This is a genomic window from Actinomadura formosensis NBRC 14204, from assembly GCF_001552155.1.
Taxonomy (GTDB): Bacteria; Actinomycetota; Actinomycetes; order Streptosporangiales; family Streptosporangiaceae; genus Spirillospora; species Spirillospora formosensis.
On sequence record NZ_BCQQ01000050.1, the window covers coordinates 20,279 to 42,898 of the forward strand.

Consider the following 22,620-nt stretch of genomic DNA (forward strand, 5'->3'; position numbering starts at 1 on the left):
GTGGAGGTTCCCTTGAGCGGGCTCGCCGACTTCCAGAACTCGATCTATCTGCAGGGGCTCGGGGACGTCCTCCCGGCGCTGCCCACGGACCTGACGAAACTGGAGGGTCTCGCGGAGCGCGCCCTGTCGGCGCGGGCGTTCGGGTACGTGGCGGGGTCGGCGGGCAGCGAGGCGACCGCGCGGGCCAACCGGGAGGCGTTCGGCCGGTGGCGGATCGTGCCGCGCATGCTGCGGGACGTCGCCGAACGTGACCTGTCGTCGGACGTGCTCGGAACCGCGATGCCGTCCCCCGTCCTGCTCGCGCCCATCGGCGTCCAGTCGATCTTCCACCCGGACGGTGAGCTGGCCGTCGCGCGGGCGGCGGCGGCCGAGGGAGTGCCGATGGTGCTGAGCACGGCGTCGTCGTACTCCATGGAGGACGTGGCCGAGGCGAGTGGGGACGGGCCCCGCTGGTATCAGCTGTACTGGCCCAAGGACAGGAAACTCGCCATCAGCTTCCTGGAACGTGCTAAGACGACGGGGTACACGGCCCTTGTCGTCACGCTCGACACGTTCACACTGGCCTGGCGCCCACGCGACCTGGATCAGGCATACCTGCCGTTCTTGCGCGGGATCGGTGTCGCGAACTACTTCAGCGATCCGGTCTTCCGGAAGGCCGTGGGCGGGGAGATCACCGACGCCAACCGGGACACCGCGATCCTGCACTGGGTCGCCAACTTCGGGAACCCGAGCCTGACCTGGGACGACCTCATCTTCCTGCGCGACCACTGGGACGGGCCCATCGCGCTCAAGGGCATCCAGCATCCCGACGACGCGCGCCAGGCCGTGGACGCCGGCATGGACGCGGTCATCGTCTCCAACCATGGCGGACGCCAGGTGGACGGGGCCATCGCCTCACTGGACGCCTTGCCGGGTGTCGTCGAGGCCGTCCGCGACCAGGCGACCGTCCTGTTCGACAGTGGTATCCGGACGGGGGCGGACATCGCGAAGGCGCTCGCGCTCGGAGCCAAGGCCGTCCTGGTCGCGCGACCGTATGCGTATGGGCTGGCGCTCGCCGGCCAGGCGGGTGTTCAGCATGTTCTGCGCTGTCTCCAGGCCGAACTGGAGTTGACCATGGCGCTTTCCGGGATCAGGACTCCGGACGAGCTGACTCAGGAGATCCTTGCGCGCGCTTAGGCCGCGCGATCATTTCCGGGGCGGCGGCCCCGCGGCCACGTCGTGATTGCCGGTGCTTCCCGGGTAGGGAGATCGGCATGCGCTGGCCCGATCACGCCATCTGGTGGCACGCCTACCCGCTCGGTTTCGTCGGCGCCGAACGTGAGGCCCTCCCCGAAGGCACACCCCCGACCCCCAGACTGACAAGGCTCACCGCCTGGCTCGACCACCTCATCGGACTGGGCTGCAACGGGCTCGCGCTCGGCCCGGTGTTCGCGTCCGAGACTCATGGCTACGACACCATCGACCACTACCGCATCGACCCAAGGCTCGGCAGCGAGAACGACCTGCAACGGCTCATCGACGAGGCGTCCCAGAAGGGCGTCAGGATCCTGTTCGACGGCGTCTTCAACCACGTCGGACGCGACTTCGCACCGTTCAAAGACGTTTCCGCCAAGGGTGACGCCTCCCCGTACCGGAAGTGGTTCCATCCGGATCTGCGCACCTTCGAAGGCCATGCCCACCTCGTCACGCTGAACCACGCCGAACCGGAGGTCGCCGACTACGTCACCGAGGTCATGACCCACTGGCTGGAGCGCGGTGTAGACGGCTGGCGTCTTGATGCCGCTTACGCCGTCCCCCCGGAGTTCTGGCGGACGGTCATAGACCGTGTCCGCGTGCGCTTCCCCGACGCCTGGTTCGTCGGCGAGGTCATCCACGGCGACTACACGGGCCTTGTGGAACGGACCGGATTCGACTCCGTCACCCAGTACGAGCTCTGGAAGGCCATCTGGAGCTCCCTCAACGACCGCAACTTCTTCGAACTGGCCCACGCCCTCGACCGCCACAACGGGATGCTCGACACGTTCGCTCCGCAGACCTTCCTCGGCAACCACGACGTGACCCGGATCGCCAGCCGCCTGAACGAGCACCGGCATGAAGAGCATGCGCTCGTGATCCTGCTGACCGTCGGTGGTGTCCCGTCCATCTACGCCGGCGACGAGTTCGGTTTCGAGGGGATCAAGGAAGAGCGCGCAGGCGGGGACGACGCCATCCGGCCGGTCTTCCCGCAACGCCCCGGTGAGACACCCGGCTACGCCGCCCCCTACCACCGCCTGCACCAAGACCTGATCGGTTTGAGACGACGCCACCCCTGGCTCGTCCGCGCCCAGACCGTGGTGGCGACCTTGACCAACACGGCTCTCTCCTACACAGTGGGGCACGGCACAGAGCGGCTCGCGGTCGTCCTCAACCTGGACGACGAGCCCGCCACCGCAGAACTGCCCGCCGCGGACTGGACGTGTGCAGCCGGTGAAGCGCGCTTCACCCCTGACAGAGCCACCGTTCCCCCGGGGGGATGGGCGATCGCCGAAGCATGACATTCGTCATGGGTCGTCCGGGCATTCCTCATGATCGCTTCCTGACGCCTGTGACTGCACGCCCGCACCGTCCCCCGGCAGCATGGATGTCATGAAGGCACCCGTGATCGAGGTACGCGACCTGGACCTGAACGAGGCCGTGCGGAACGTCTCGTTCACCGTGGCGGAGGGCGAGGTCTACGCACTCCTGGGCTGCTATGGGTCCGGAAAGACCACTCTCCTGGAAATGCTGGCCGGCCTACGCCGACCCGCAAGCGGAACCGTCCGGCTAAAGGGCGCAGACCCCTACACCGACCGCGACTCCGCGCGCGCTGGGGCCGTGTGGCGTGACGGTGGCCTGTTCCCAGGGCTGACCGTCACCGAGGTCATCGACACATGGCGACGTTGGACACTCGACCCGCTCACGCGTGACGAGGCACTGCGCCTGGCCCGCCTCACAGACGCCGCAGACGTCCCCTTCGAGCGGCTGACCCCCGGGCAGCGGCGCATGCTCGACGTGGCGCTGGCCCTGGTCGGACGCTCCGACGTGCTCTTCCTCGACGAGCCCACCGCCGGGCTCGATGCCGCCGCCGCCCGCGAGGTGTGGTCCGTCCTGCTGACGCTGGCCGCGCACGGGGTCAGCGCGGTGGTCACGACCCGTGACCCCGGCGAGGCGTGCCGCGCCGACCGCGTCGGCGTACTGGACGAGGGACGCCTGGTCACCGGCCGGGACGCCACCCGGCTCCGCGCCGCCTGACCGGCGGCGCGTCCCGTGCCGGCCGCATACGCTGGGCGCGTGCAGCCCAGGATCCCGCGCCCCACCGCCATCGCCGCGATCATCGTGGGGATGACGGTGCTGACGCTGGCGGGGCTCCTGCTGCCGGCGCTCTGGTACGAGATCGTCAACCGCAGGGAGACGGGGCACCTGCTCCTCGCCCTCACCGGCGTCGGCACCGTGTTCGCCCTCTACACCCGGCTGCTGTGGCAGAACCTGATGCGCCGCACCGCGCCCGTCCACCGGCTCGGGCTGGCCGCGATCGCGCTGATCTGCTGGGCGATGCCGGCGCTGCTCGGCACCGGTCCGGGCTGGGGGAACGCGCTGCTCGTCCCGGCCGGGCTGATCGCCGTCGTCCTCCCGGTCCGCCAGTCGGTCACCGTGGCGGCGGCGGCGACCGTACTGACCCCCGTCTACGGGGTGCTGCTCGGGCTTCCCGCCCTGCCCGTCCTGTACGAGGCGACGGGCGTGCCGCTCGGCGCCTTCTCCGGATATGTCACGGTCTGGCTGTTCCATGTCGTCCAGGAACTGCGGGAGGCGCGCGCCGAGCTGGCCCGGTCCGCGGTGCGGGAGGAGCGGCTCCGCTTCGCCCGCGACCTGCACGACGTCCTCGGCCACAGCCTCCAGGCGGTCGCGCTGCGCGCCGAGGTCGCCGAACGCTTCGTGGAACGCGACGACGGGCGCGTCCGCAAGGAGCTGACCGAGATCCAGGCGATGGCGCGGGACGCCGTCCGGGACGTGCGCGAGGTCGTCCGCGGCTACCGCGCCACGTCCCTGCGCACCGAACTGGACGGAATGACCGCCGTGCTGCGCGCCGCCGGAATCCGCTGCGAACGTCCCGAGGTGTCGCCGTCGCTGCCCGCGCACGTCCACGAGCCGCTCGGCTGGGTCGCCCGCGAGGCGGCGACCAACGTCCTGCGGCACTCCAGTGCCACCTGGTGTGAGATCACGGTCCGGGCCGGCCGGGACCGTGTCGAGATGGAGATCGTCAACGACGGTGCCGCGCGCCGCGCCGCCGGGGACGCCGGCAGCGGCCTGGCCGGTCTCGCCGAGCGGATCACCACGGCGGGCGGCGCGTTCACCGCGGGACCGGCCGGCGACGGGACGTTCCGGGTGACGGCCGCCGTCCCCGCGAGGCCCCCCGGGAAGGGAGAGGCATGATCCGCGTGCTGCTGGCCGACGACCACCTTCTGATCAGGGAGGCGCTCGTCCTGCTGCTGGAGACCGAGGACGGCATCGAGGTCGCCGCCGACGTCGGGCGCGGGGACGAGGCCGTCGACCGCGCCCTCGCCCTCAAACCCGACGTCGCCGTCCTCGACATCGACATGCCCGGCCTCGACGGGCTCGCCGCCGCCGAACGCCTCTCCCGCGACCTGCCCGGCTGCCGCCTGGTGATCGTGACCGCGCACGGGCGGCCCGGCAACCTGCGCCGCGCCATGGCCGCCGGCGTCCGCGGCTTCCTCGGCAAGGACGCGCCCGGCAGCCGGCTCGCCGAGGTCATCCGGCAGGTCGCCGCCGGCGCCCGCTACATCGACCCGCAACTCGCCGCCGACGCCCTCGCCGCCGAGGAATGCCCCCTCACCCCGCGCGAGCTGGACGCCCTGCGTGCCGCCGCCGGCGGCGCCCCGGTCTCCCGCATCGCCCGCGACCTCGGCCTGTCGGAGGGCACCGTCCGCAACTACCTGTCCGCCGCCGTCACCAAACTCGGCGCCGACAACCGCCACGCCGCCGCCCGGACCGCCCGCGACCTGGGCTGGCTCTAGCGGCGGGCCAGCACGAGGGCGCCTCGTCTGGTCACCGGGAGCGGTGTGCGGAGCCGGGTGGCGGCCTCGGCGGCCTGCGGGCGGGGCACGCGGCGGGCGATCAGGTAGTCGCGGACGGCGGCGTGGTCGGGGAGCGTGATCAGCGGGGCGTCCCAGCGTTCCACCTCGACCTCCCCGAACACCTCGCAGACGCGGGCGGGGGCGTCCTCGGCGTCGAACGCGGTCGGTTCGGGCCGCCACACGGGCGACAGCTCGGGGCTGTCGGTCCGGCACACCGCGGAGACCAGCAGCAGTCCGCCGGGCGCGAGGACGCGGCGGGCCTCGTGGAGCGCCCGCCCGGGATCGTCCAGGTGGCAGAGCATGTTCACGGCCACGACGGCGTCGAACGATGCATCCCGGAACGGCAGGCGGAGCGCGTCGGCACGGACGCGCGGACCCGGATGGGCGCGCAGCGGCTCGGCGGACGTGTCCAGCCCCACCAGGCGGGGCGGCGGCGGGTGGGGGAGGGCGGCGCCGAGGGCGCCCTCCCCGCAGCCGATGTCCAGGACCAGGGACGCGCCCGCGTTCAGCAGCTTCGAGGCGACGTGGTCGTGCAGGCTCCGCGCCCCGATCAGGTATTTCCTGGTGACCCTTCCGGCGAGGCGGAAACGCTCCGGTCCGGAGTCACGGTCGGGTGTGAGGGCCATGCCCTAGGCATGCCCGGTGAGCCGCCCGGAAAAGCGCCGTCAGGCGGCGGCGCCGCCGTCGATGACGAGGTCGTGACCCACCACGTGGGTCGAAGCGTCCGACGCCAGCCACAGGACGGTCGACGCGACTTCGGAGGTGTCCGCCACGCGGCCGGCTGGGATGGCCGTACGCATCCTGACGGCGCGGTCGGTTTCGCTCTCGCCCGGTAGGAGCGACATGGGTGTGTCGCTGGCCCCGGGGCTGACCGCATTGATACGGATGCCGTCGGCGATGTGGTCGAGCGCGGCCGTCCTGGTGAGGATGCTGACCCCCGCCTTGGACGCCGCGTACGCCGCCATCCCGGGTCGCCGGTTGTGCGCCCCGATGTTGGACGCGACGTTGACGATCGTCCCGCCGCCGTGGGTCCGCATATGGGCGATCTCGTACTTCATGGACAGGAACACGCCGGTCAGGTTCACCGCCAGGACGGCGTCCCAGGCTCCGGTGTCGATGTCGGCGACCGGCCCGACGGCGTCGAGGACTCCGGCGTTGTTGACCGCGACGTGGAGGCCGCCATGGCGTCCGGCCACCGTCTCGACCATCTGGGCGGCGGACGAGGGATCGGTCACGTCGGCGACCACGTGATCGGCCCTGCCGGGGCCGATCTCCTTGACGGCCTCGGTCAGCGCGGTCACATCGCGTCCGGCGAGGACCACCGTGGCGCCCTCGCGGGCGAAGGCGTGCGCGGTGGCGCGGCCGATGCCGCCCGCGCCGCCGGTGATGAGGACGATCTTGCCATCGAACATCATGAGCTGACTCCAGGATACTAGATCGATCGTTCTTGAATGGGGGCGGGAAAAACCCCGGCCCGCTCGGTGGCCGGGGAAGGCGGTCAGGCGAGGAGGGACAGCGCCTCGCGCGCCGCGTCCCGGAGGCGCTCCTCGCCTGCGGGGGCGCGGCCGAGGACCCGCATCCCCTGGAGCAGGACGAGGAGGAACCGGGCCAGCGCCCGGGGATCCTTCTCCGGCGGCAGCTCGCCCTGGGCCCGGGCGCGCATCAGCGCCGAGGTCAGCGACGCCTCGAGGAAGCTCCAGCTCGACTCCACCAGCCGGGCCGCCTCGGCGTCGCGCGCGGCCAGCTCGACCGCCGTGTTGACCACCAGGCACCCGCGTCGCCGCCGGTCGCCCGCCGACTCCTCGGCATAGCGCTCGATCAGCGCGCGCACCGCCGGCAGGACGGGCCCCGGCCGCGACAGCGTCTCGGCGAGGCTCGGGTCGGCGGTCCGCAGGTAGCGTTCCAGTGCCTTCAGATACAGGTCGTGCTTACCGCCGAACGTGGCGTAGATGCTCGCGCGGGCGATGCCGAGACGCTCCACGAGATCGGCCATGGACGTCGCCTCGTATCCGCGTTCCCAGAACAGCTCCAGGGCGCGCTGCAAGACGGCGTCGGGGTCGAACTCCTTCGTCCGTGCCATGGGCAGGACGGTAACCTGTTCAAGAACGAACGGTCAAATATCAGCCTTCCGCGCGTGCGGGCACGGCCGGGCGGCTCAGATCCAGGACGTCCAGCACCGATCCGTCGGCGGCGAGCGCCTCGACGACCGGGCCCTGGCGGGCGCCCCACACCACGACGACGTGCCCGTGCGCCGGGACGTCCAGGATCCGCTTGCCGACCCGCACCCGCGCCACCTCCGCCGAGGCCCGCAGGCGCGCCTCGTTCACGAACTTGGCGCCCCACGGCAGCAGCCGGTTGGAGTTGCGGACCGTCCGGCCCGACCCGTACTTCAGCAGGTGGCGTCCCATCTCACCGAGTGAGCGGCGCGCGAGCGGCTCGTCGGGCGCCGACCCGCCGCCGCCGCCCAGTTCCCGCCACTCACCGTCGCGGCGGTGGAACGTCCAACCCTCGATGTACCCGGAGGCTTCGCCCCACTGGTGCAGGAATGTGACGACGGCGACATCGCCGTCCATATCGAGACCGAGCGGAAGGAAGTCCCGTCCTTCCTCGAAAGCGGCGGGAGGGGGGACGGGAAGGCCGTCCCGGAGGAGCCGCATGCACTCCTCGTGCACCTCGTAGTCGTTCATGTTCGGGACCTCTGGATCGTGCAGGCCTGGATGGTGCAGGCAGGGCGAAGGGCCCTCCCAGCAGAGGGCCCCCACGTGGCACTCACTCTAGAGGTCCGGCTCGTCTGGTTTCACCCGTCTGGAGTACTCCTGTCAATGCTTTGCCATCCGCTGTTCACCGCATCGTGGATCACCACTGCACCTTGTGTGAACGCCCGGCCGGCGAGGACCGCGCAGAGGGCCGCGAGCGGCAGTTCCACACCGGCCGCGAGTGCGATCGCCGCGGTCCGGCCCGGCCCCGGCGTGGCGGTCGTCACGTCGAACCACGCGTCCACGATCAGCAGCGTCCCGGTGACGGCGGCGCCCAGGCCGTACCGGCGGTCGCCGCGGACGTACAGCACGCCCGTGCCGAGCAGCGCGGCGGCCTCCATCGCGTCCAGCCCGACCCAGGCGGTCGACCAGTTCGCCACCACCGCGCTGGACGGCATCGTGGCCGCGAGCATCCACATCCAGGGCACCAGCGCCGCCGCGCCCCCGATCATCCCCCACCCCAGCCACCTGTTCCCGCCGGCCCGGACGAGCCGGGGACCGCCCGCGAGCCGGTTCACGGTGCGGGGACGAGAGGCGAGCGGCGCGGTGGCGGCGACCATGGGGGGCTCCCTGCTGAAGGTGATCGGTGCCCTTCAAGCCTCGCCGCCGGCTCGGCCGCGGTCGGTAACCCGCATATCCGAGTTGGGGTGGCACTAGGTTCACCCCTCGTTCTGCAGCCTGGTTCATGGTGGCGGGCGAACCGCACCAATACGGTTGCCCCCATGGCATCCATCTCCGCGGCCGACCGTGCCCGCGTGCACGCTCCGTGGTCGGCGGCGGCGCGGCGCGACACCGTCTTCGTCGCCTCCGGGGTGCCGCTGCAGGTCACCGGATGGCTGCTCCTGGGCTCGGTCTGGACGGCCTGGACACCCGCGGACGTCACACCGATCCTCGTCCTGGCCGGCGCGTCGACCGTCCTGCTGCTGCTGCTCGCGCTGCGCCCGCTGACGGCCTGGCAGCGGGAGCGGTGCTGGGCCGTGCTCGGCCTGCACATCCCCCGCGTGCCGGACCTCGATGACGGGGGCCCGTGGGACGCGCTCCGCAACCTCCGCTCGCCCGTGCTCTGGCGGATCATCCGGTACCACCTGCTCGCCGGGCCGTGCCTGGCGGCCGGCGGGCTGGCCGTGATCTTCGCGTGGGCCGCGGGGTTCGTCCTTGCCGCCGTGCCCCTGTACGCGTGGGCGCTGCCCCACGTCGGCCTGTTCGGCAATCCGGTGAAGTCCGGCGCGCTCACCGGGACCGGCGTCCTGCTGCTGGCGGGCGCGCCGTGGCTGGCGGCGGGCGTCCGCCGGCTGGACGCGCGCGCCGCCGTCGCGCTCCTCGGCCCCGACCGCGCGCTGGAGCTGGAACGGCGCGTGGAGGACCTCGCCGAGCAGCGCGCCAGCGTCGTGGACGCCGCCGACATCGAGCGCCGCCGCATCGAGCGGGACCTGCACGACGGCGCCCAGCAGCGGCTCGTGTCGCTCGCGATGAACCTCGGACTGGCCCGCGAGACGCTGACCGGCGTCCCGGCGGAGGCCATGCGGGTGATCATCGAGGCGCATGAGGAGGCCAAGGAGGCGCTGACCGAGCTGCGCGACCTGATCCGCGGCCTGCACCCGGCCGTGCTGGAGGACCGGGGGCTGGACGCGGCGCTGTCCGGCGTCGCGGCCCGGGTGCCGCTGCCGGTCCGGCTGCGGGTCGAGGCCGAGCCGCGCGCCTCGTCCACCATCGAGGCCGTCGCGTACTTCGTCGTCTCCGAAGCCCTGACCAACGTCGTGAAGCACGCGAAGGCCAACGAGGTGGACATCGCCGTGGTGCGCCGGGGCGAGGTGCTGGGCGTCACCGTCCGCGACGACGGGCGGGGCGGCGCCGACCCGTCCGGCGGGACGGGCCTGACCGGGCTCGCCCGCCGCGTCCGGTCCGTGGACGGCACGTTCCGCATCACCAGCCCCGCCGGGGGACCGACCACCGTCACCGTGGAGTTGCCGTGCGCGTTGTGATCGCCGAGGACTCGGTCCTGCTGCGGGCCGGGCTGATCAAGGTGCTGGAGACCTCCGGCTTCGAGGTCGCGGCGGCCGTCGGGGAGGCCGACGGGCTGCTCGCCGCGGTCCGCGCGCACCGCCCGGACGCCGCGATCGTGGACGTCCGGATGCCGCCCGGCTTCACCGACGAGGGCGTCCGCGCGGCCCTCGTCATGCGGCACGAGGCGCCGGACGTGGCCGTCCTGCTGCTGTCGCAGTACGTCGAGGAGCGGTACGCCGCGGACCTGCTGTCGACCCGCACCCGCGGCATCGGCTACCTGCTCAAGGACCGGGTCGCGGACGTCTCGGCGTTCCTCGACGCGCTGCGCCGGGTCGCCTCCGGCGGCACGGCGCTCGACCCGGAGGTCGTCTCGCAGTTGCTGCTGCGCCGCCACCGCGGCCCGCTCGACCGGCTCACCCCGCGCGAGAAGGAGGTCCTCTCCCTGATGGCCGAGGGACGCTCCAACGCGGGCATCGCCGCCGCGCTGGTGGTGAGCGAGAGCGCGGTCGCCAAGCACATCAACGGCATCTTCGCCAAGCTCGACCTCCCGCACGCCGAGGGCGACCACCGCCGCGTCCTCGCCGTCCTGCGCTTCCTGGGCGGTGAGACGTGACCGCCGGTGCCGCGCGGCGGCCCCGGCGGCGTGGCGTCTGGATCGCGCTGGCGATCGGGACCGCGCTGGTCGTGGTGGTGCCCGTCCTGCTGATGGCGTTCGGGCGGGCCGTCCGGCAGACGTCGGCGTCCGTCACGCCCTACCACCATGCGATCAGGGAACTGCGGCTCGACATGGGCGCCGCGGCCGTCTCCGTCAGCCCCGGACCTGACGGGCAGGCGCGCGTCTACAAGGATCTCCGGTGGGCGCTGAGCAAGCCCCGCGTGACCGAATCGCTGGTGGGCGACACCCTGTTCGTCACGGTCCGCTGCTCGGGGACGGGCGTGATCGGCGGCTGCGGTGCCGACCTCGCCGTCCGGGTGCCGGTGGGCACCCGGGTGTCGGCGGTGGCCGGGTCGGGCGAGATCAACGTCCGGGGGCTGGCCGGCGACCTCGATCTGCGGACCGGGTCGGGCGTGATCGGCGTCGCCGGCGCGCGCGGCCGGCTGCGGCTGCTGGCCGGGTCCGGCGCGATCACCGCGACCGGGCTGACCTCGCCGCAGACGCGGGCGCGGATCAGGTCCGGGTCCCTCGACCTTCGCTACGCCGAGCCCCCGGACTCGGTGGAGGCGGCGGCCGGATCGGGCACCACGAGGATCATCGTCCCACCGGGCTCGCACTACCGCGTGCGGAACTGGACGGGCGCCGGCACCGCCCACATCAACCCGGCCGTCGTCGACGACCGCGCCCCCGGTCAGATCACCGTCCACAGCGGTTCCGGCGACAGCTACGTCGACTACCGCGACGACTAGCGCGGCGGGCCGCACGCCGTCACCGTCCCGCTCGTCGTGACACGCCGGGCACCGTCCGGGTTTTCCGGCCCGGCAGGCGCCGTCCGGGCGGAAACCGCCGCGGTTTGTCCGCCGGTCCTGATAGGACATGTGCCGACGAACTCGCATAAGGGGATCCATGGGCGTTTATCAGCACCTTGAGGAATATGCCGGCCTTCCGGTGGCCACGTTCAACGAGGACACCCGGCCGGACGAGGTGGACGGCGGCACCGGCGATCCCGTCACCGGGGAGGACTTCCCGTCCGCCGGGGAGGCCGCCTGGTTCGTCGGGACGTCCTTCGACGAGGAGGACTTCGCCGGCGTCTTCGCCCGCTTCCTGCAGACGATCGACACCACCGAGATCACGGCGCTGATCATCGGCTACTGGGGCGCCTCCTACGACAGCGGCGCCGCCGACCCGGTGGCGCTGCTCACCGAGTCGGCCGCGTCCTTCCCCAGGCTCAGGGCGCTGTTCCTCGGCGACATCACCGGCGAGGAGTCGGAGATCTCCTGGATCGAGCACTCCGACATCACGCCCCTGTTCACCGCGTTCCCCGACCTGGAGCGGTTCGACGTGCGGGGCGCGCAGGGCCTCGTCCTCGACCCGATCAGGAGCGACAGGCTCAAGGTGCTGCGGTTCGAGTCGGGCGGGCTGCCGGCGCCGGTCGTGCGGGCCGTGGGGGCCAGCGACCTGCCGAACCTGGAACATCTCGACCTGTGGCTCGGCGAGGACAACTACGGCGGTGACGCGACGGTCGCCGACCTCGCCCCGCTCCTCAGCGGCGAGCGGCTGCCCGCGCTGCGCCACCTCGGCCTGGAGGACAGCGAGATCCAGGACGAGATCGCGGCGGCGGTCGCGGGCGCGCCCGTCGTGGCGCGGCTGGAGTCGCTCAGCCTGGCGATGGGCATCCTCACCGACCAGGGCGCCGAGGCGCTGCTCGCCGGGCAGCCCCTCACCCACCTGCGCGAACTGGACCTGCACCACCACTTCCTGTCCGACGCCATGGTCGAGCGGGTGCGGGCGGCGCTGCCCGGAGTCGAGGTCGACCTGGACGAGCAGGAGAAACCGGACGGCGACTGGCACTACATCGCGGTATCTGAATGATCCGGGAACGGCTTTCGACGTTCGCCGGGCTCCCCGTCCACACCTTCGACGGGGACCCCGGAGGCGGTCCGCGGCCCGCCGAGGGCGAGGTGGCCTGGGGCATCTACCACCGCATCCAGGACAACGGCGCGTGGGGAGCCGAGGTCCCCGAGAACTTCGAGCTGTTCCTCCGGACGGTCGACACCGCGCGGGTCACCCACCTCGTCATCGGCTTCTGGGGGTTCGACACCGAGGAGTTCGACCCGGTCGGGCGGCTGGTCGAGGCCGCCGGCCGGTTCCCGGACCTGCGCGCGGTGTTCCTCGGCGACATCCGCGACTGGGATCTGCACATCTCCTGGATCAGGCACTCCGACGTCTCGCCGCTGTTCGCGGCGTTCCCGGGTCTGGAGCACGTCGGAATCCGCGGCGGGGACGGCCTGCGGCTCGAACCGATGCGCGCCCCGCGGCTGCGGACGCTGCGGTTCGAGGCGGCCCGGCTGCCGGAGGAGGTCGTGGGAGCGGTGGCCGCCAGCGATCTGCCGGGGTTGGAGCGCCTGGACATGTGGCTCGGCCAGTACCTGATGGACGCCCCGCCTCTCGACGAGCTCGCGGGGATCTGGACGGGTGAGCGGCTGCCCGCGCTGCGGCGCCTCGGGCTGGAGAACGCCGACTGCGCGGACGAGATCGCCGAGGCCCTGGCCGGCGCGCCCGTCACGGCGCGGCTGGAGTCGCTGAGCCTGGCGATGGGCACGCTCACCGACCGGGGCGCGGAGGCGCTCCTTTCCGGGCAGCCCCTGACGCACTTGAAGGAACTCGACCTGCACCATCACTTCCTGAGCGAGGAGATGACCGCCCGGGTGCGGGCCGGGACGCCCGGCGTCCAGGTGAACCTCGATGAGGGGCAGGGGCCGCCGCGCCGGTCGCGAGGACGGTTCGACATCACCACCTACATCGCGGTGGCCGAATGAGCCTCGTCGTGGTCGGCGCGCCCGGCGACCGCCGCCCCGCGCTGTTCGCGGCGGCGTGCCGGGCGGCCGGGCTGCCCGAGCCCCGGCTGATCGCCTGGACGGACGTGCTGCGCGGCGCCCCGCTCGCGCTGGAGGCGGGCGATCTGGTGCGCGTCGACTCGCCGGGCGGGGACCCCGAGACCGATGTGCTGCTGCGCGGCCCCGGTGAACCGGCGCGGGTCGGCGGCGGGGCGCGCTGGTACCGGACGTTCACGGCGGCGCTGCGGCGGCTCTCCGCAGCGGCGTCGCAGGCCGGCGCCCGGCTCCTCGGCGACGTCGAGGAGATCGCGGTCATGTTCGACAAGCGGCTGGCACACGCGCGTCTCCTGGCCGCGGGGGTTCCCGTCCCGGTCGCGCTGCCCGGGGTCGACGGCTATACGGCGCTTCGCTCGCGGATGGACGAGACGGGGGAGCGGCGGGTGTTCGTCAAGCCCGCGCACGGCTCGTCCGCGTCCGGCGTCGTCGCGTTGCAGACGGCGCCGGGCCGGGTGAGGGCCGTGACCTCGGCGTTCATGGCGGGGGACCGGCTGGTGAACGCGCTGCGCGTCCGCTCCTACGCGTCCGAGGAGGAGGTCGCCGCGCTGATCGGCCTGCTCGCCCCGGACGGCCTGCACGTGGAGCGGTGGCTGCCCAAGGCGACCCTGGACGGGCGCGTGTTCGACCTGCGCGTCGTCGTCATCGGCGGTGAACCCACGCACGCGGTCGCCCGGACGAGCCGGACCCCGATGACCAACCTTCATCTGGGCGGCGCCAGGGGAGACCTCGGGGCGGTGCAGCGCGCGCTCGGGGAGGACGGGTGGCGCCGGGCGCTCGACGTGTGCGCGCGGGCCGCCTCCTGTTTCCCCGGCAGCCTGATGGTCGGCGTCGACCTGCTGGTGGGCGCGGGGCTGAAACGGTTCGCGGTGTGCGAGGTGAACGCGTTCGGTGACCTGCTGCCGGGGCTGACCGGCCTGCCGGGCGGGCCCGCCGAAGGGATCGACACCTATGCCGCCCAGGTCAGAGCGTCGTTGCCGGGAATTCGATGTACGACATGAACGACATCATCGGCAGTCATGATCTGCTGCTGGTGACTCTCGACACGCTGCGTTATGACGTTGCCGCCGAACTGGCCGCTTCTGGCGAGACCCCCACTCTCGCCGGCCTGCTCCCGGGGGGCCGCTGGGAGCGCCGCCACACGCCGGGCAGTTTCACCTACGCCGCGCATGCGGCGATGCTGGCCGGGTTCATGCCGACCCCCGCGTCCCCTGGGCCGCACCCACGTCTCTTTGCCGGAACGTTCCCGGGCAGCGAATCCACCGCGTCCCATACGTGGACGTTCGACGCCGCCGACCTGCCGTCCGGACTCGCCGCCGCCGGCTACCACACCGTCTGCGTGGGCGGTGTCGGGTTCTTCAACAAGCTGACGCCGCTCGGGTCCGCGCTTCCGTCGCTGTTCGCCGAGAGCCACTGGGAACGCCGCTTCGGCGTGACCGACCCGGAGTCGCTGCCCAACCAGATCGACCGCATCGCCGAGAGCATGGGCCGGCTGCCTGCCGACCGCCGCCTGTTCCTGCTGCTGAACGTCGCGTCCTTGCACCAGCCCAACTGGTTCTACCTGCCCGGCGCCACCCGCTCGGACGGGGACACGCGCGCCAGCCACGCCGCCGCCCTCCGCCATGTCGACGCCCACATCGGCCGGCTTTTCGCGCTGATGCGCCGCCCCTGCTTCGTCATCGTCTGCTCCGACCACGGGACGGCCTACGGAGAGGACGGCCACACCGGGCACCGCATCGGCCACGAGGTCGTCTGGACAGTTCCGTACGGGGAGTTCGTTCTGCCGTGAAGCCCTACCAGGGATACGTGTACGCGTACCCGCACAAGACCGCCTACCGTCCGCTGCACCCATCGCCGGCACTACGCGATGTATGGGCCGGGGAACCGCTGCACGCGCTCTTCCTCTACCTCCACGTGCCCTTCTGCGAGATGCGATGCGGCTTCTGCAACCTCTTCACCCGCACTGGCGCGCCCGAAGAGCTGACCGCGGCCTACCTCGGCGCGCTCGACCGGCAGGCCACCGCCGTGCTGGACGTCCTGGGGGACGCGTCGTTCGCCACGGCGGCGTTCGGCGGCGGCACCCCGACCTACCTCACCGCGTCCGAACTGGAACGCCTCTGCGACATCGCCGGGCGGTTCCGCGGCTTCGGTTCGGGCCCGCTCGGCGTGGAGACGTCCCCGGCCACCGCCACCACCGACCGGCTGACCGTCCTCGCCGAACGCGGCGCCACCCGGATCTCCATCGGCGTGCAGAGCTTCCTGGACGACGAGGCCCGCGCTGCCGTCCGGCCCCAGAAACGCAGCGAAGTGGAGGCCGCGCTAGACCGCATCAGGGCCGTGGGCTTCCCGACCCTCAACATCGACCTCATCTACGGCATCGACGGCCAGACACCCGCGACGTGGATGCACTCCCTGAATGCCGCTCTCACGTGGCGCCCAGAGGAGATCTACCTGTACCCCCTCTACGTCCGTCCGCTGACCGGGCTGGCACGCCGTGCCCAAGACTGGGACGACCAGCGCCTCACCCTCTACGGGATCGGCCGCGACCATCTCCTGGCCGAAGGCTACGAGCAGGTGTCGATGCGGATGTTCCGGCTGCCCACAGGCACCTCCGGCGGAACGGAGTACTGCTGCCAGACCGACGGCATGGTCGGCCTCGGATGCGGAGCACGTTCCTACACCTCCCGCCTGCACTACTCGTTCGAGTACGCGGTCGGCACCGGGCAGGTGCGCTCCCTCATCGACTCCTACGTGCGGGAGGACGACTTCACGACCGCCCGCGTGGGCTTCACCCTGGACGACGACGAACAACGCCGCCGCCATCTCCTCCAGTCACTCCTGCAAGCACGCGGTCTCGACCGGGGCTCGTACCGCGCGCGCTTCGGCACCGACCCGCTGGACGACTTCTCCGCCGACCTCACATCGATCGCCGACCGCGGATGGCTGGAAGCCTCCGGCGGCACCCTGCGGCTGACACCGGAAGGGCTTGCCTACTCCGACGCCATCGGCCCCGCCCTCTTCTCGTCCCGCGTCCAGAAGCTCATGGACGCCTATGAGGCGCGCTGATGGACCACCTGACGATCCTCTACCGGGGCCCGCTCGCCAGTTGCGACTACGACTGCCCGTACTGCCCCTTCGCCAAGCGCCGCGACACACCGGCCCAGCTCCGCGACGACCGCGCCGCACTGGAACGCTTCACGGAATGGGCCGCCGCCTACGGCCACCCCCTCTCTGTCCTGTTCACCCCCTGGGGCGAGGGCCTGGTGCGCTCCTGGTACAGGCACGCGCTCACGGCCTTGAGCCACCTCCCGCACGTCGAACGGGTGGCGATCCAGACGAACCTCAGCCACCGCGTCTCCTGGACGGCGGGCGCGGACCTGACCCGGCTCGCGCTGTGGGCGACCTACCATCCCGGCCAAGTCCCCTACGGACGCTTCCTGGGCAAATGCCGCGACCTGGCGGAGCGCGGCGTCCGCCACAGCGTCGGCATCGTCGGGCAGCCCGACCACCTCGACGCCGCCCGCCGCCTGCGCGCCGACCTGCCCACCGGCACGTACCTGTGGGTCAACGCCGCCGAAGGCCGCACCTACACCGACGCCGAGGCCGCCGCCTGGACCGGCATCGACCCGCTGTTCCCGCTCAGCCGCCGCCCGCACGCCAGCCGCGGCCTCCCCTGCCGGACGGGCGAAACGGTCGTCTCGGTCGACGGTGACGGCACCGTCCGCCGCTGCCACTTCGTCCCGTCCGTGCTGGGAAACCTCCACGACGGCTCCTTCCGCGCCGCACTCAGGCCCCGCCCATGCCCCCTGGACACCTGCGACTGCCACATCGGCTACGTCCACCTGGAACCGCTGGGCCTCTACGACACGTTCGCGGGCGGGGTCCTGGAACGAATTCCGGCCCTCCTGGACCGGCCCTGACGCGCCCGCCGGCTCAGGTCTGCCTTTCGGGGCGGTAGTCGGCCTCGTCCACACCGAACGTCCAGGCGACGCCCGCGCGCGCCGTGCGGGTGTCGGGCGGGACGCGCAGATAGTAGGTCCGGTACGTCCCATCGGGTTCGGGCGTGGAATTGACCACCTCCACCATGACCACGGGCTCGTCACCGGGGAGGTCGATGGACCACAGGACGCCCGTCTCGTCCCGGTGCAGGGGACGCGCGCCCGTCTCGGCCAGGTAGCGGTCGTAGCCGAAGATCTCCAGCATCACCCGGCGCAGCTCGGCGTTCTCCTCGGCCGAGATGCGGTCGGGTGTCAGGCCGGTCAGGGACGCGACGAAGTCGCGTGGGATCGGCATACCGCGCCAGGCGTGCAGGGCGAACCCGTCCGGGTAGGCGAGGGCGGGACCGTCGCCGCGGTGCAGCCGGCCTGGCTCGTCCCGATACAGCTCACTGGGACGCTCCGACAGGACCACCAGCCGTTCGTAGGGCCACCACCAGCCCGCCGAACGGGCGGCCTCCGCGAGACCGGTGAGCGGGCCGTCCAGCCGTCCGAGCGACTCGAACAGCGCCAGCCAGGGCGCGTCATGCTGGCCCAGGACGGCGTCGAGGGTGGCGGCCCGCAGCAGGGACCCGGCCCGCTCCTCCCGTGCGGACGGCCGCCGGTTGCCGGCCGCGGAGGAACGGCCGTGCGCCTGCTCCCCGATGGCGGCGCGAACCCGGGTGACCAGTGACTGGACCTGGTCCCAGAGCAGGCCCCCCGTCCCGGCCCATGTGCGCGGCCACTGCTCCGGCCCCTGTTCGGAGCAGGCCGCCGCACGTTCCGCCTCCCAGGGACGGGTCCGCACCCGCGCGAGAACGCTCTCGCCCGCCCGGCCCTCGCCCAGGTCGGCGCGGGCCTGCTCAAGCAGGCCGTCCAGGCCGGCCGCCTCCAGGGCGTCGCCGTGCCCCGCGAGGACGGCCGCCATGACGGCGCCGCGCGCGGGGGAGGGCACCCACACGTACCGCTCGGGGACCTCCAGCCCGGCCGAGGTGTAGGCCGCGGCCACGCCCGCCTCGGCCCGCGCACGGTCGGCGGGGCCGGTGCCGAACGCCGCCGACTGCCAGTCGCCGACCACGTAGTGGGGTTCGCGTACCGTTCCGGTGAGCATCCCGCCCCCTCAGTCGGCCACGACGCGGACGGCGCCGGGCACGTACTCGCGCTGGCGGATCACCCGGTACCACCCCTTGGGCAGGGTGATCGCCGCGTGCTCCTCGTGCACCAGCCGCCCGCCGGACGGCAGATGCAGATGGTCCGGGGCGAGCGGATCCGGGACGCGCAGCAGCGAGCCGGGCGCGGACAGCGCGTGCGCGTGCCCGGTGGCCTCTCCGAGGGCCAGCACCATGCGCCCCCGGCCGTCGCGCGGAGCCGGCGGCAGCTCGCGGACGGACCGCGGGACCGCCTCCTCGGGCACGGGCAGGATCAGGATGTCTCCCTGTCGGTACATGCGGCGAACGTAACGTCCGCCACCGACAGAACGAGCGCGGTGGACCGGGGTCAGAAGCCGCGGGTGCGGTGGGCCGCCGGACGGGCCCACCGTCCGGAGGCGCCGAGCCCGACCCGCTGGAACGCCCGGATGAACTCACCGCCGAGGTTCACCCCGGCGCCCAGGGCGAGCGCCACGGAAATCGCCCCGATGAGACTCAGCACCCCCGCGTTCGGTGAACCCGTGTTGAGTTCGACCATCCCCCGGTACAGCGCCGTCCCAGGCAGAAGGGGGCCGATCGCCGGGACCACGTACGGCATGACAGGTTGCCGGTGCCGGCGGGCCAGCCAGTTCGCCAGCGTACCGACCACGGTGGCGGCCACCGCCGCCGCCAGCACGGGTGGAACGTGCCAGACCCGCGCGAGGACGTAGAGCACCCAGATCAGCGCCCCGCCCAGGGCCGCGGCGGTCAGGACCGCCCTGGGCGCGGCCAGCGAGATCGCGAAGGTCAGCGAGATGACGGCGGCCGCCATGATCGCGACGGGTCTCAGCTCCGCCGCCGGCGTGGGCAGATGCTTGACGTCGATCGGCACGTCCAGGTTGACCGCGGCGTAGACGACCACGCCCAGCCCGGCGACGATCGCGGCGATCAGGAAGAAGACCTCCAGTAGCCGCGCCCCCGCGCTGATCAGGTCGCCGGTGATGCCGTCCTGGATGCTGGCGACCAGCGGACGCCCCGGCAGCAGCGCCAGGATCGCCCCCGTGACGACCGTCGCGGCATGTCCCGGATTGCCCATCGCCACCACCAGGGCCGCCGCGGCGGCGCCGATCGCGGCGGCCAGCGTCAGCTGGAAGAACTCCGCGATCCCGCGCCGCGCCAGTGCGGCGGCGGTGCGGTCGCCGAGCAGGGTGGCGATGAACGCCGTGGTCGCCACGAGCGGTCCGCCGCCGGCCAGCACACTGCCCGACGCGGCGATGAGCCCCAGCGACACCACCATCAGCCAAGCCGGATAGGGGGCGCGCCCCTGTTTGATCTCTGCGAGCTTCTTGTGGGCCTCGTCCAGCTCCAGCATGCCGATGGACGCGTCCTGGACGAGCTGATGCAGCGCGGTGAGCCGCCAGTAGGCCGGAGTCCGCCGCCGGATGGCCCGGCTCCCCGTCACGGGCGCCGCACCCTTCCCCGGGTGGGCCGAGACGAGAAGGCTCGTCAGCGTGACCTGAACCTCACATCGAGGGATTTCATAGGCCACGGCCAGGCTGAGCATGGCCTCGTTCACGCGCTCGGTGGTCTCGCCGCTGGCCAGCAGCAGTTCACCGACGCGCAGCACCAGGTCGAGCGCCCGGGGATCGACGATCTCGCCGGGCTCCTCCTCGGGCGGTTCCGGAGGTGCCCCGTCCATCAGGACCTGCCATGTCCGCCGCAAGCGTTCGGCCGTGCGCATTCCCCCGCCCGTGCCCCTTCCCGCCTCGTCACCGATCTTGAATGGCAGGCTACCCAGGGGTCCGGCCCCGCGAATCCGCGGCTTCCCACCCGCCTTTCCACAGAACACCATTCAGGTGCGGCGTCTTCCATGCCGCTGGTACCAAGGACGCATGAGCACTCTCCGGGACGATGCCGAGCGCTGCCTGCGCGCCCTCGCCGGCGACCACGCGCGGCTCCGCGACGACCAGTGGACGGCGATCAGCGCGCTCGTCGTCGAACGCCGCCGCGCCCTGGTCGTGCAGCGCACGGGCTGGGGCAAGTCCGCCGTCTACTTCGTGGCGACCCGGCTGCTCCGCGAGCGCGGCGCCGGCCCCACCGTGATCGTCTCGCCGCTGCTGGCGCTGATGCGCAACCAGATCGAGGCCGCCGTGCGCGCCGGCATCCACGCCCGCACGATCAACTCCTCCAACACCGGCGACTGGGAGCAGATCTTCGCCGAGGTCGAGGCAGGCGAGGTGGACGTCCTGCTGGTGAGCCCCGAACGGCTCAACAACCCCGACTTCCGCGACCTCGTCCTGCCCAGGCTCGCCGCCGGCGCCGGGCTGGTCGTCGTCGACGAGGCGCACTGCATCTCCGACTGGGGCCACGACTTCCGCCCCGACTACCGGCGGCTGCGCACCCTGCTGGCCGAGCTGCCGCCGGGCGTCCCGGTGCTCGCCACCACCGCGACCGCCAACGCCCGCGTCACCCAGGACGTCGCCGAGCAGCTCGCCGGCGACGACGCCCTCGTCCTGCGCGGCCCGCTCGAACGCGAGTCGCTGCGCCTCGCCGTCGCCACGCTGCCCACCGCCGAGCAGCGCATCGCCTGGCTGGGGGAGCGCCTCGCCGACCTGCCGGGCTCCGGCATCATCTACACGCTCACCGTCGCCGCCGCCCACGAGATCACCGGCTACCTGCGCGACCGGGGCCACGAGGTCGCCGCCTACTCCGGTCAGACCGAGCAGGCCGAGCGACTCCAGGCCGAACAGGACCTCCAGGACAACAAGCTCAAGGCGCTCGTCGCCACCAGCGCCCTCGGCATGGGCTTCGACAAACCCGATCTCGGTTTCATCGTCCATGTCGGCGCCCCGCAGTCGCCGGTGGCCTACTACCAGCAGATCGGACGGGCCGGCCGCGGTGTCGACCGCGCCGAGGTCATCCTGCTCCCCGGCCGGGAGGACCGTGACATCTGGGCCTACTTCGCCGGTCTGGCGTTCCCGCCGGAACCCCTCGTCCGCAGCACCCTCGACGTGCTGGAAACGGCCGGCCGCCCGCTCTCCACGAGCGCGCTCGAACCGATGGTGGACCTCAACCGGGCCCGTCTGGAGATGATGCTCAAGGTCCTGGACGTGGACGGCGCGGTCCGCCGCGTCAAGGGCGGCTGGACGTCCACCGGCGAACCCTGGGTCTACGACCGCGAACGCTATGAGCGCGTCACCGCCGAACGCCGCCGTGAACAGCGGGCCATGCTCGACTACATATCGGCGGCCACCTGCCGGGAGGAGTATCTCCGCCGCCAGCTCGACGACCCGGCCGCCGCCCCCTGCGGCCGCTGCGACAACTGCACGGGCCGCCACTGGCCCACCGACGTCACCGGGGAGAGCGCGGCGCAGGCCCGCGACCGCCTGCACCGCCCCGGCGTCGACATCGCGCCCCGCCGCATGTGGCCCACCGGCGTCAAGGACGACCTGGGCGTCTCCGGTCGCATCGATCTCCAGGCCGAGACCGGCCGGGCCCTCGGCCGCCTCACCGACATCGGCTGGGGCAACCGCCTCCGCGACCTGTTCGCGTCCGCCGACACCGACGTCCCCGCCGACCTGGTGGACGCCGTCGTGAAGGTCCTCGCCGCCTGGGACTGGCCCGCCCGCCCCACCGGCGTCATCACCGTCGGTTCCCGCTCCCGTCCCCGCCTGGTCACGACCTTCGGCCGCCGCATAGCCGAAATAGGCCGCCTCCCGTACCTGGGTGAGCTGACCCCCGTGGGCGATCCCGTCCCCCGCCGTCACAACAGCGCCCAACGCCTCCGCTCCGTCTGGCACGCCCTCGCCGTCCCCGAAGACCTGGTCGCCGCCCTCCCGGGCGCCCCGGGCCCCGTCCTCCTGGTGGACGACCGGGTGGAGACCGGCTGGACCATGACGGCGGCCACCCGCCTCCTGAAGCAGGCGGGCGCCGGAACGGTCCTCCCGCTGACCCTGGCGACCCCCAACTAGCCCGGCCCCCGGCCGGGCTCGTCCGGACGAACCGGCCGGGGGCGATCGTGTGCCGCCCGCGCGCCCCCGCGGGCGCGGGCGGAACGATCTGACCGGCTCGTGCGCGCGGCCCCGCGCACGAGCCGGCGTCC

General features: G+C 72.7%; 23 protein-coding genes. 15 read left to right on the forward strand and 8 right to left on the reverse strand.

The annotated features are described in order from the left end of the window. From AF1_RS15250 to AF1_RS15270, 5 genes are all read left to right on the forward strand, one after another. Entirely contained in the window at positions 1–1,176 is a 1,176-nt protein-coding gene (locus AF1_RS15250) for a lactate 2-monooxygenase (protein WP_407642225.1), read from the forward strand. A 77-nt stretch (positions 1,177–1,253) separates the two neighbouring features. Further along, complete coding sequence (locus AF1_RS15255; protein ID WP_084262945.1) at positions 1,254–2,534, forward strand: alpha-amylase family glycosyl hydrolase; 1,281 nt, start codon at positions 1,254–1,256, stop codon at positions 2,532–2,534. 91 nt (positions 2,535–2,625) lie between these two features. Further along, positions 2,626–3,270: an ABC transporter ATP-binding protein gene (locus AF1_RS15260; RefSeq protein WP_067798591.1), complete on the forward strand. Its 645-nt coding sequence runs from the start codon at positions 2,626–2,628 to the stop codon at positions 3,268–3,270. A gap of 39 nt (positions 3,271–3,309) precedes the next feature. After that, complete coding sequence (locus AF1_RS15265) at positions 3,310–4,449, forward strand: sensor histidine kinase (protein ID WP_067798594.1); 1,140 nt, start codon at positions 3,310–3,312, stop codon at positions 4,447–4,449. After that, the gene (locus AF1_RS15270; RefSeq protein ID WP_067798597.1) at positions 4,446–5,051 is read left to right on the forward strand and encodes a response regulator transcription factor; all 606 of its coding nucleotides are present in this window, start codon (positions 4,446–4,448) and stop codon (positions 5,049–5,051) included. Before AF1_RS15265 ends, AF1_RS15270 begins: the two co-directional genes overlap by 4 nt. Here AF1_RS15270 and AF1_RS15275 read toward each other — a convergent pair. The 5 genes from AF1_RS15275 to AF1_RS15295 form a co-directional block, all read right to left on the reverse strand. Further along, entirely contained in the window at positions 5,048–5,737 is a 690-nt protein-coding gene (locus tag AF1_RS15275; protein ID WP_067798600.1) for a class I SAM-dependent methyltransferase, read from the reverse strand. The genes AF1_RS15270 and AF1_RS15275 overlap by 4 nt on opposite strands. Before the next feature lie 39 nt (positions 5,738–5,776). Further along, positions 5,777–6,526: an SDR family NAD(P)-dependent oxidoreductase gene (locus AF1_RS15280; RefSeq protein ID WP_067798603.1), complete on the reverse strand. Its 750-nt coding sequence runs from the start codon at positions 6,524–6,526 to the stop codon at positions 5,777–5,779. An 83-nt stretch (positions 6,527–6,609) separates the two neighbouring features. Next, complete coding sequence (locus AF1_RS15285) at positions 6,610–7,191, reverse strand: TetR/AcrR family transcriptional regulator (protein WP_067798606.1); 582 nt, start codon at positions 7,189–7,191, stop codon at positions 6,610–6,612. 40 nt (positions 7,192–7,231) lie between these two features. Further along, the gene (locus AF1_RS15290) at positions 7,232–7,798 is read right to left on the reverse strand and encodes a hypothetical protein (RefSeq protein WP_084262947.1); all 567 of its coding nucleotides are present in this window, start codon (positions 7,796–7,798) and stop codon (positions 7,232–7,234) included. A 110-nt stretch (positions 7,799–7,908) separates the two neighbouring features. Next, complete coding sequence (locus tag AF1_RS15295) at positions 7,909–8,427, reverse strand: hypothetical protein (protein WP_174548856.1); 519 nt, start codon at positions 8,425–8,427, stop codon at positions 7,909–7,911. Between the two features lie 162 nt (positions 8,428–8,589). Between AF1_RS15295 and AF1_RS15300 the strand changes: the two genes are divergently transcribed. The 9 genes from AF1_RS15300 (at position 8,590) to AF1_RS15340 (ending at position 17,337) form a co-directional block, all read left to right on the forward strand. Next, positions 8,590–9,849, forward strand: a complete 1,260-nt coding sequence (locus AF1_RS15300) for a sensor histidine kinase (RefSeq protein WP_067798610.1) — start codon at positions 8,590–8,592, stop codon at positions 9,847–9,849. After that, positions 9,837–10,484 (forward strand): response regulator, encoded by a 648-nt coding sequence (locus AF1_RS15305; protein WP_067798613.1) that lies wholly within the window; start codon positions 9,837–9,839, stop codon positions 10,482–10,484. The genes AF1_RS15300 and AF1_RS15305 overlap by 13 nt, the downstream gene beginning before the upstream one ends. Beyond that, positions 10,481–11,275 carry a DUF4097 family beta strand repeat-containing protein gene (locus tag AF1_RS15310; protein WP_067798615.1) on the forward strand — a complete coding sequence of 265 codons (795 nt, stop codon included), beginning with the start codon at positions 10,481–10,483 and terminating at the stop codon, positions 11,273–11,275. The genes AF1_RS15305 and AF1_RS15310 overlap by 4 nt, the downstream gene beginning before the upstream one ends. A 157-nt stretch (positions 11,276–11,432) precedes the next feature. Then, positions 11,433–12,398 (forward strand): STM4015 family protein, encoded by a 966-nt coding sequence (locus AF1_RS15315; RefSeq protein WP_067798618.1) that lies wholly within the window; start codon positions 11,433–11,435, stop codon positions 12,396–12,398. After that, positions 12,395–13,345, forward strand: a complete 951-nt coding sequence (locus AF1_RS15320) for an STM4015 family protein (protein ID WP_067798621.1) — start codon at positions 12,395–12,397, stop codon at positions 13,343–13,345. Before AF1_RS15315 ends, AF1_RS15320 begins: the two co-directional genes overlap by 4 nt. Next, on the forward strand, positions 13,342–14,418 hold the full coding sequence (locus tag AF1_RS15325; protein ID WP_067798624.1) for an STM4014 family protein: 1,077 nt from the start codon (positions 13,342–13,344) through the stop codon (positions 14,416–14,418). The genes AF1_RS15320 and AF1_RS15325 overlap by 4 nt, the downstream gene beginning before the upstream one ends. Next, complete coding sequence (locus AF1_RS15330) at positions 14,406–15,206, forward strand: STM4013/SEN3800 family hydrolase (RefSeq protein WP_067798627.1); 801 nt, start codon at positions 14,406–14,408, stop codon at positions 15,204–15,206. Before AF1_RS15325 ends, AF1_RS15330 begins: the two co-directional genes overlap by 13 nt. Continuing rightward, a complete protein-coding gene (locus AF1_RS15335) occupies positions 15,203–16,483 on the forward strand; it encodes an STM4012 family radical SAM protein (RefSeq protein ID WP_242608918.1) in 1,281 nt (426 codons plus the stop codon). Before AF1_RS15330 ends, AF1_RS15335 begins: the two co-directional genes overlap by 4 nt. After that, positions 16,483–17,337 carry an STM4011 family radical SAM protein gene (locus AF1_RS15340; RefSeq protein WP_067798630.1) on the forward strand — a complete coding sequence of 285 codons (855 nt, stop codon included), beginning with the start codon at positions 16,483–16,485 and terminating at the stop codon, positions 17,335–17,337. The genes AF1_RS15335 and AF1_RS15340 overlap by 1 nt, the downstream gene beginning before the upstream one ends. 13 nt (positions 17,338–17,350) lie before the next feature. Here AF1_RS15340 and AF1_RS15345 read toward each other — a convergent pair whose 3' ends face one another. The 3 genes from AF1_RS15345 to AF1_RS15355 are packed head-to-tail and all read right to left on the reverse strand — an operon-like array spanning position 17,351 to position 20,217. Then, positions 17,351–18,502, reverse strand: a complete 1,152-nt coding sequence (locus AF1_RS15345; RefSeq protein WP_067798633.1) for a DUF6745 domain-containing protein — start codon at positions 18,500–18,502, stop codon at positions 17,351–17,353. Positions 18,503–18,511: 9 nt separating this feature from the next. After that, a complete protein-coding gene (locus tag AF1_RS15350) occupies positions 18,512–18,838 on the reverse strand; it encodes a hypothetical protein (protein ID WP_067798636.1) in 327 nt (108 codons plus the stop codon). A gap of 50 nt (positions 18,839–18,888) precedes the next feature. Further along, the gene (locus tag AF1_RS15355; protein ID WP_067798656.1) at positions 18,889–20,217 is read right to left on the reverse strand and encodes a threonine/serine exporter family protein; all 1,329 of its coding nucleotides are present in this window, start codon (positions 20,215–20,217) and stop codon (positions 18,889–18,891) included. A 193-nt stretch (positions 20,218–20,410) separates the two neighbouring features. On the opposite strand from AF1_RS15355, the gene AF1_RS15360 reads away from it, so the two are divergent. Beyond that, positions 20,411–22,489, forward strand: coding sequence for a RecQ family ATP-dependent DNA helicase (locus AF1_RS15360; protein WP_067798639.1), 2,079 nt, complete (start codon positions 20,411–20,413; stop codon positions 22,487–22,489). Positions 22,490–22,620: the final 131 nt, after the last annotated feature.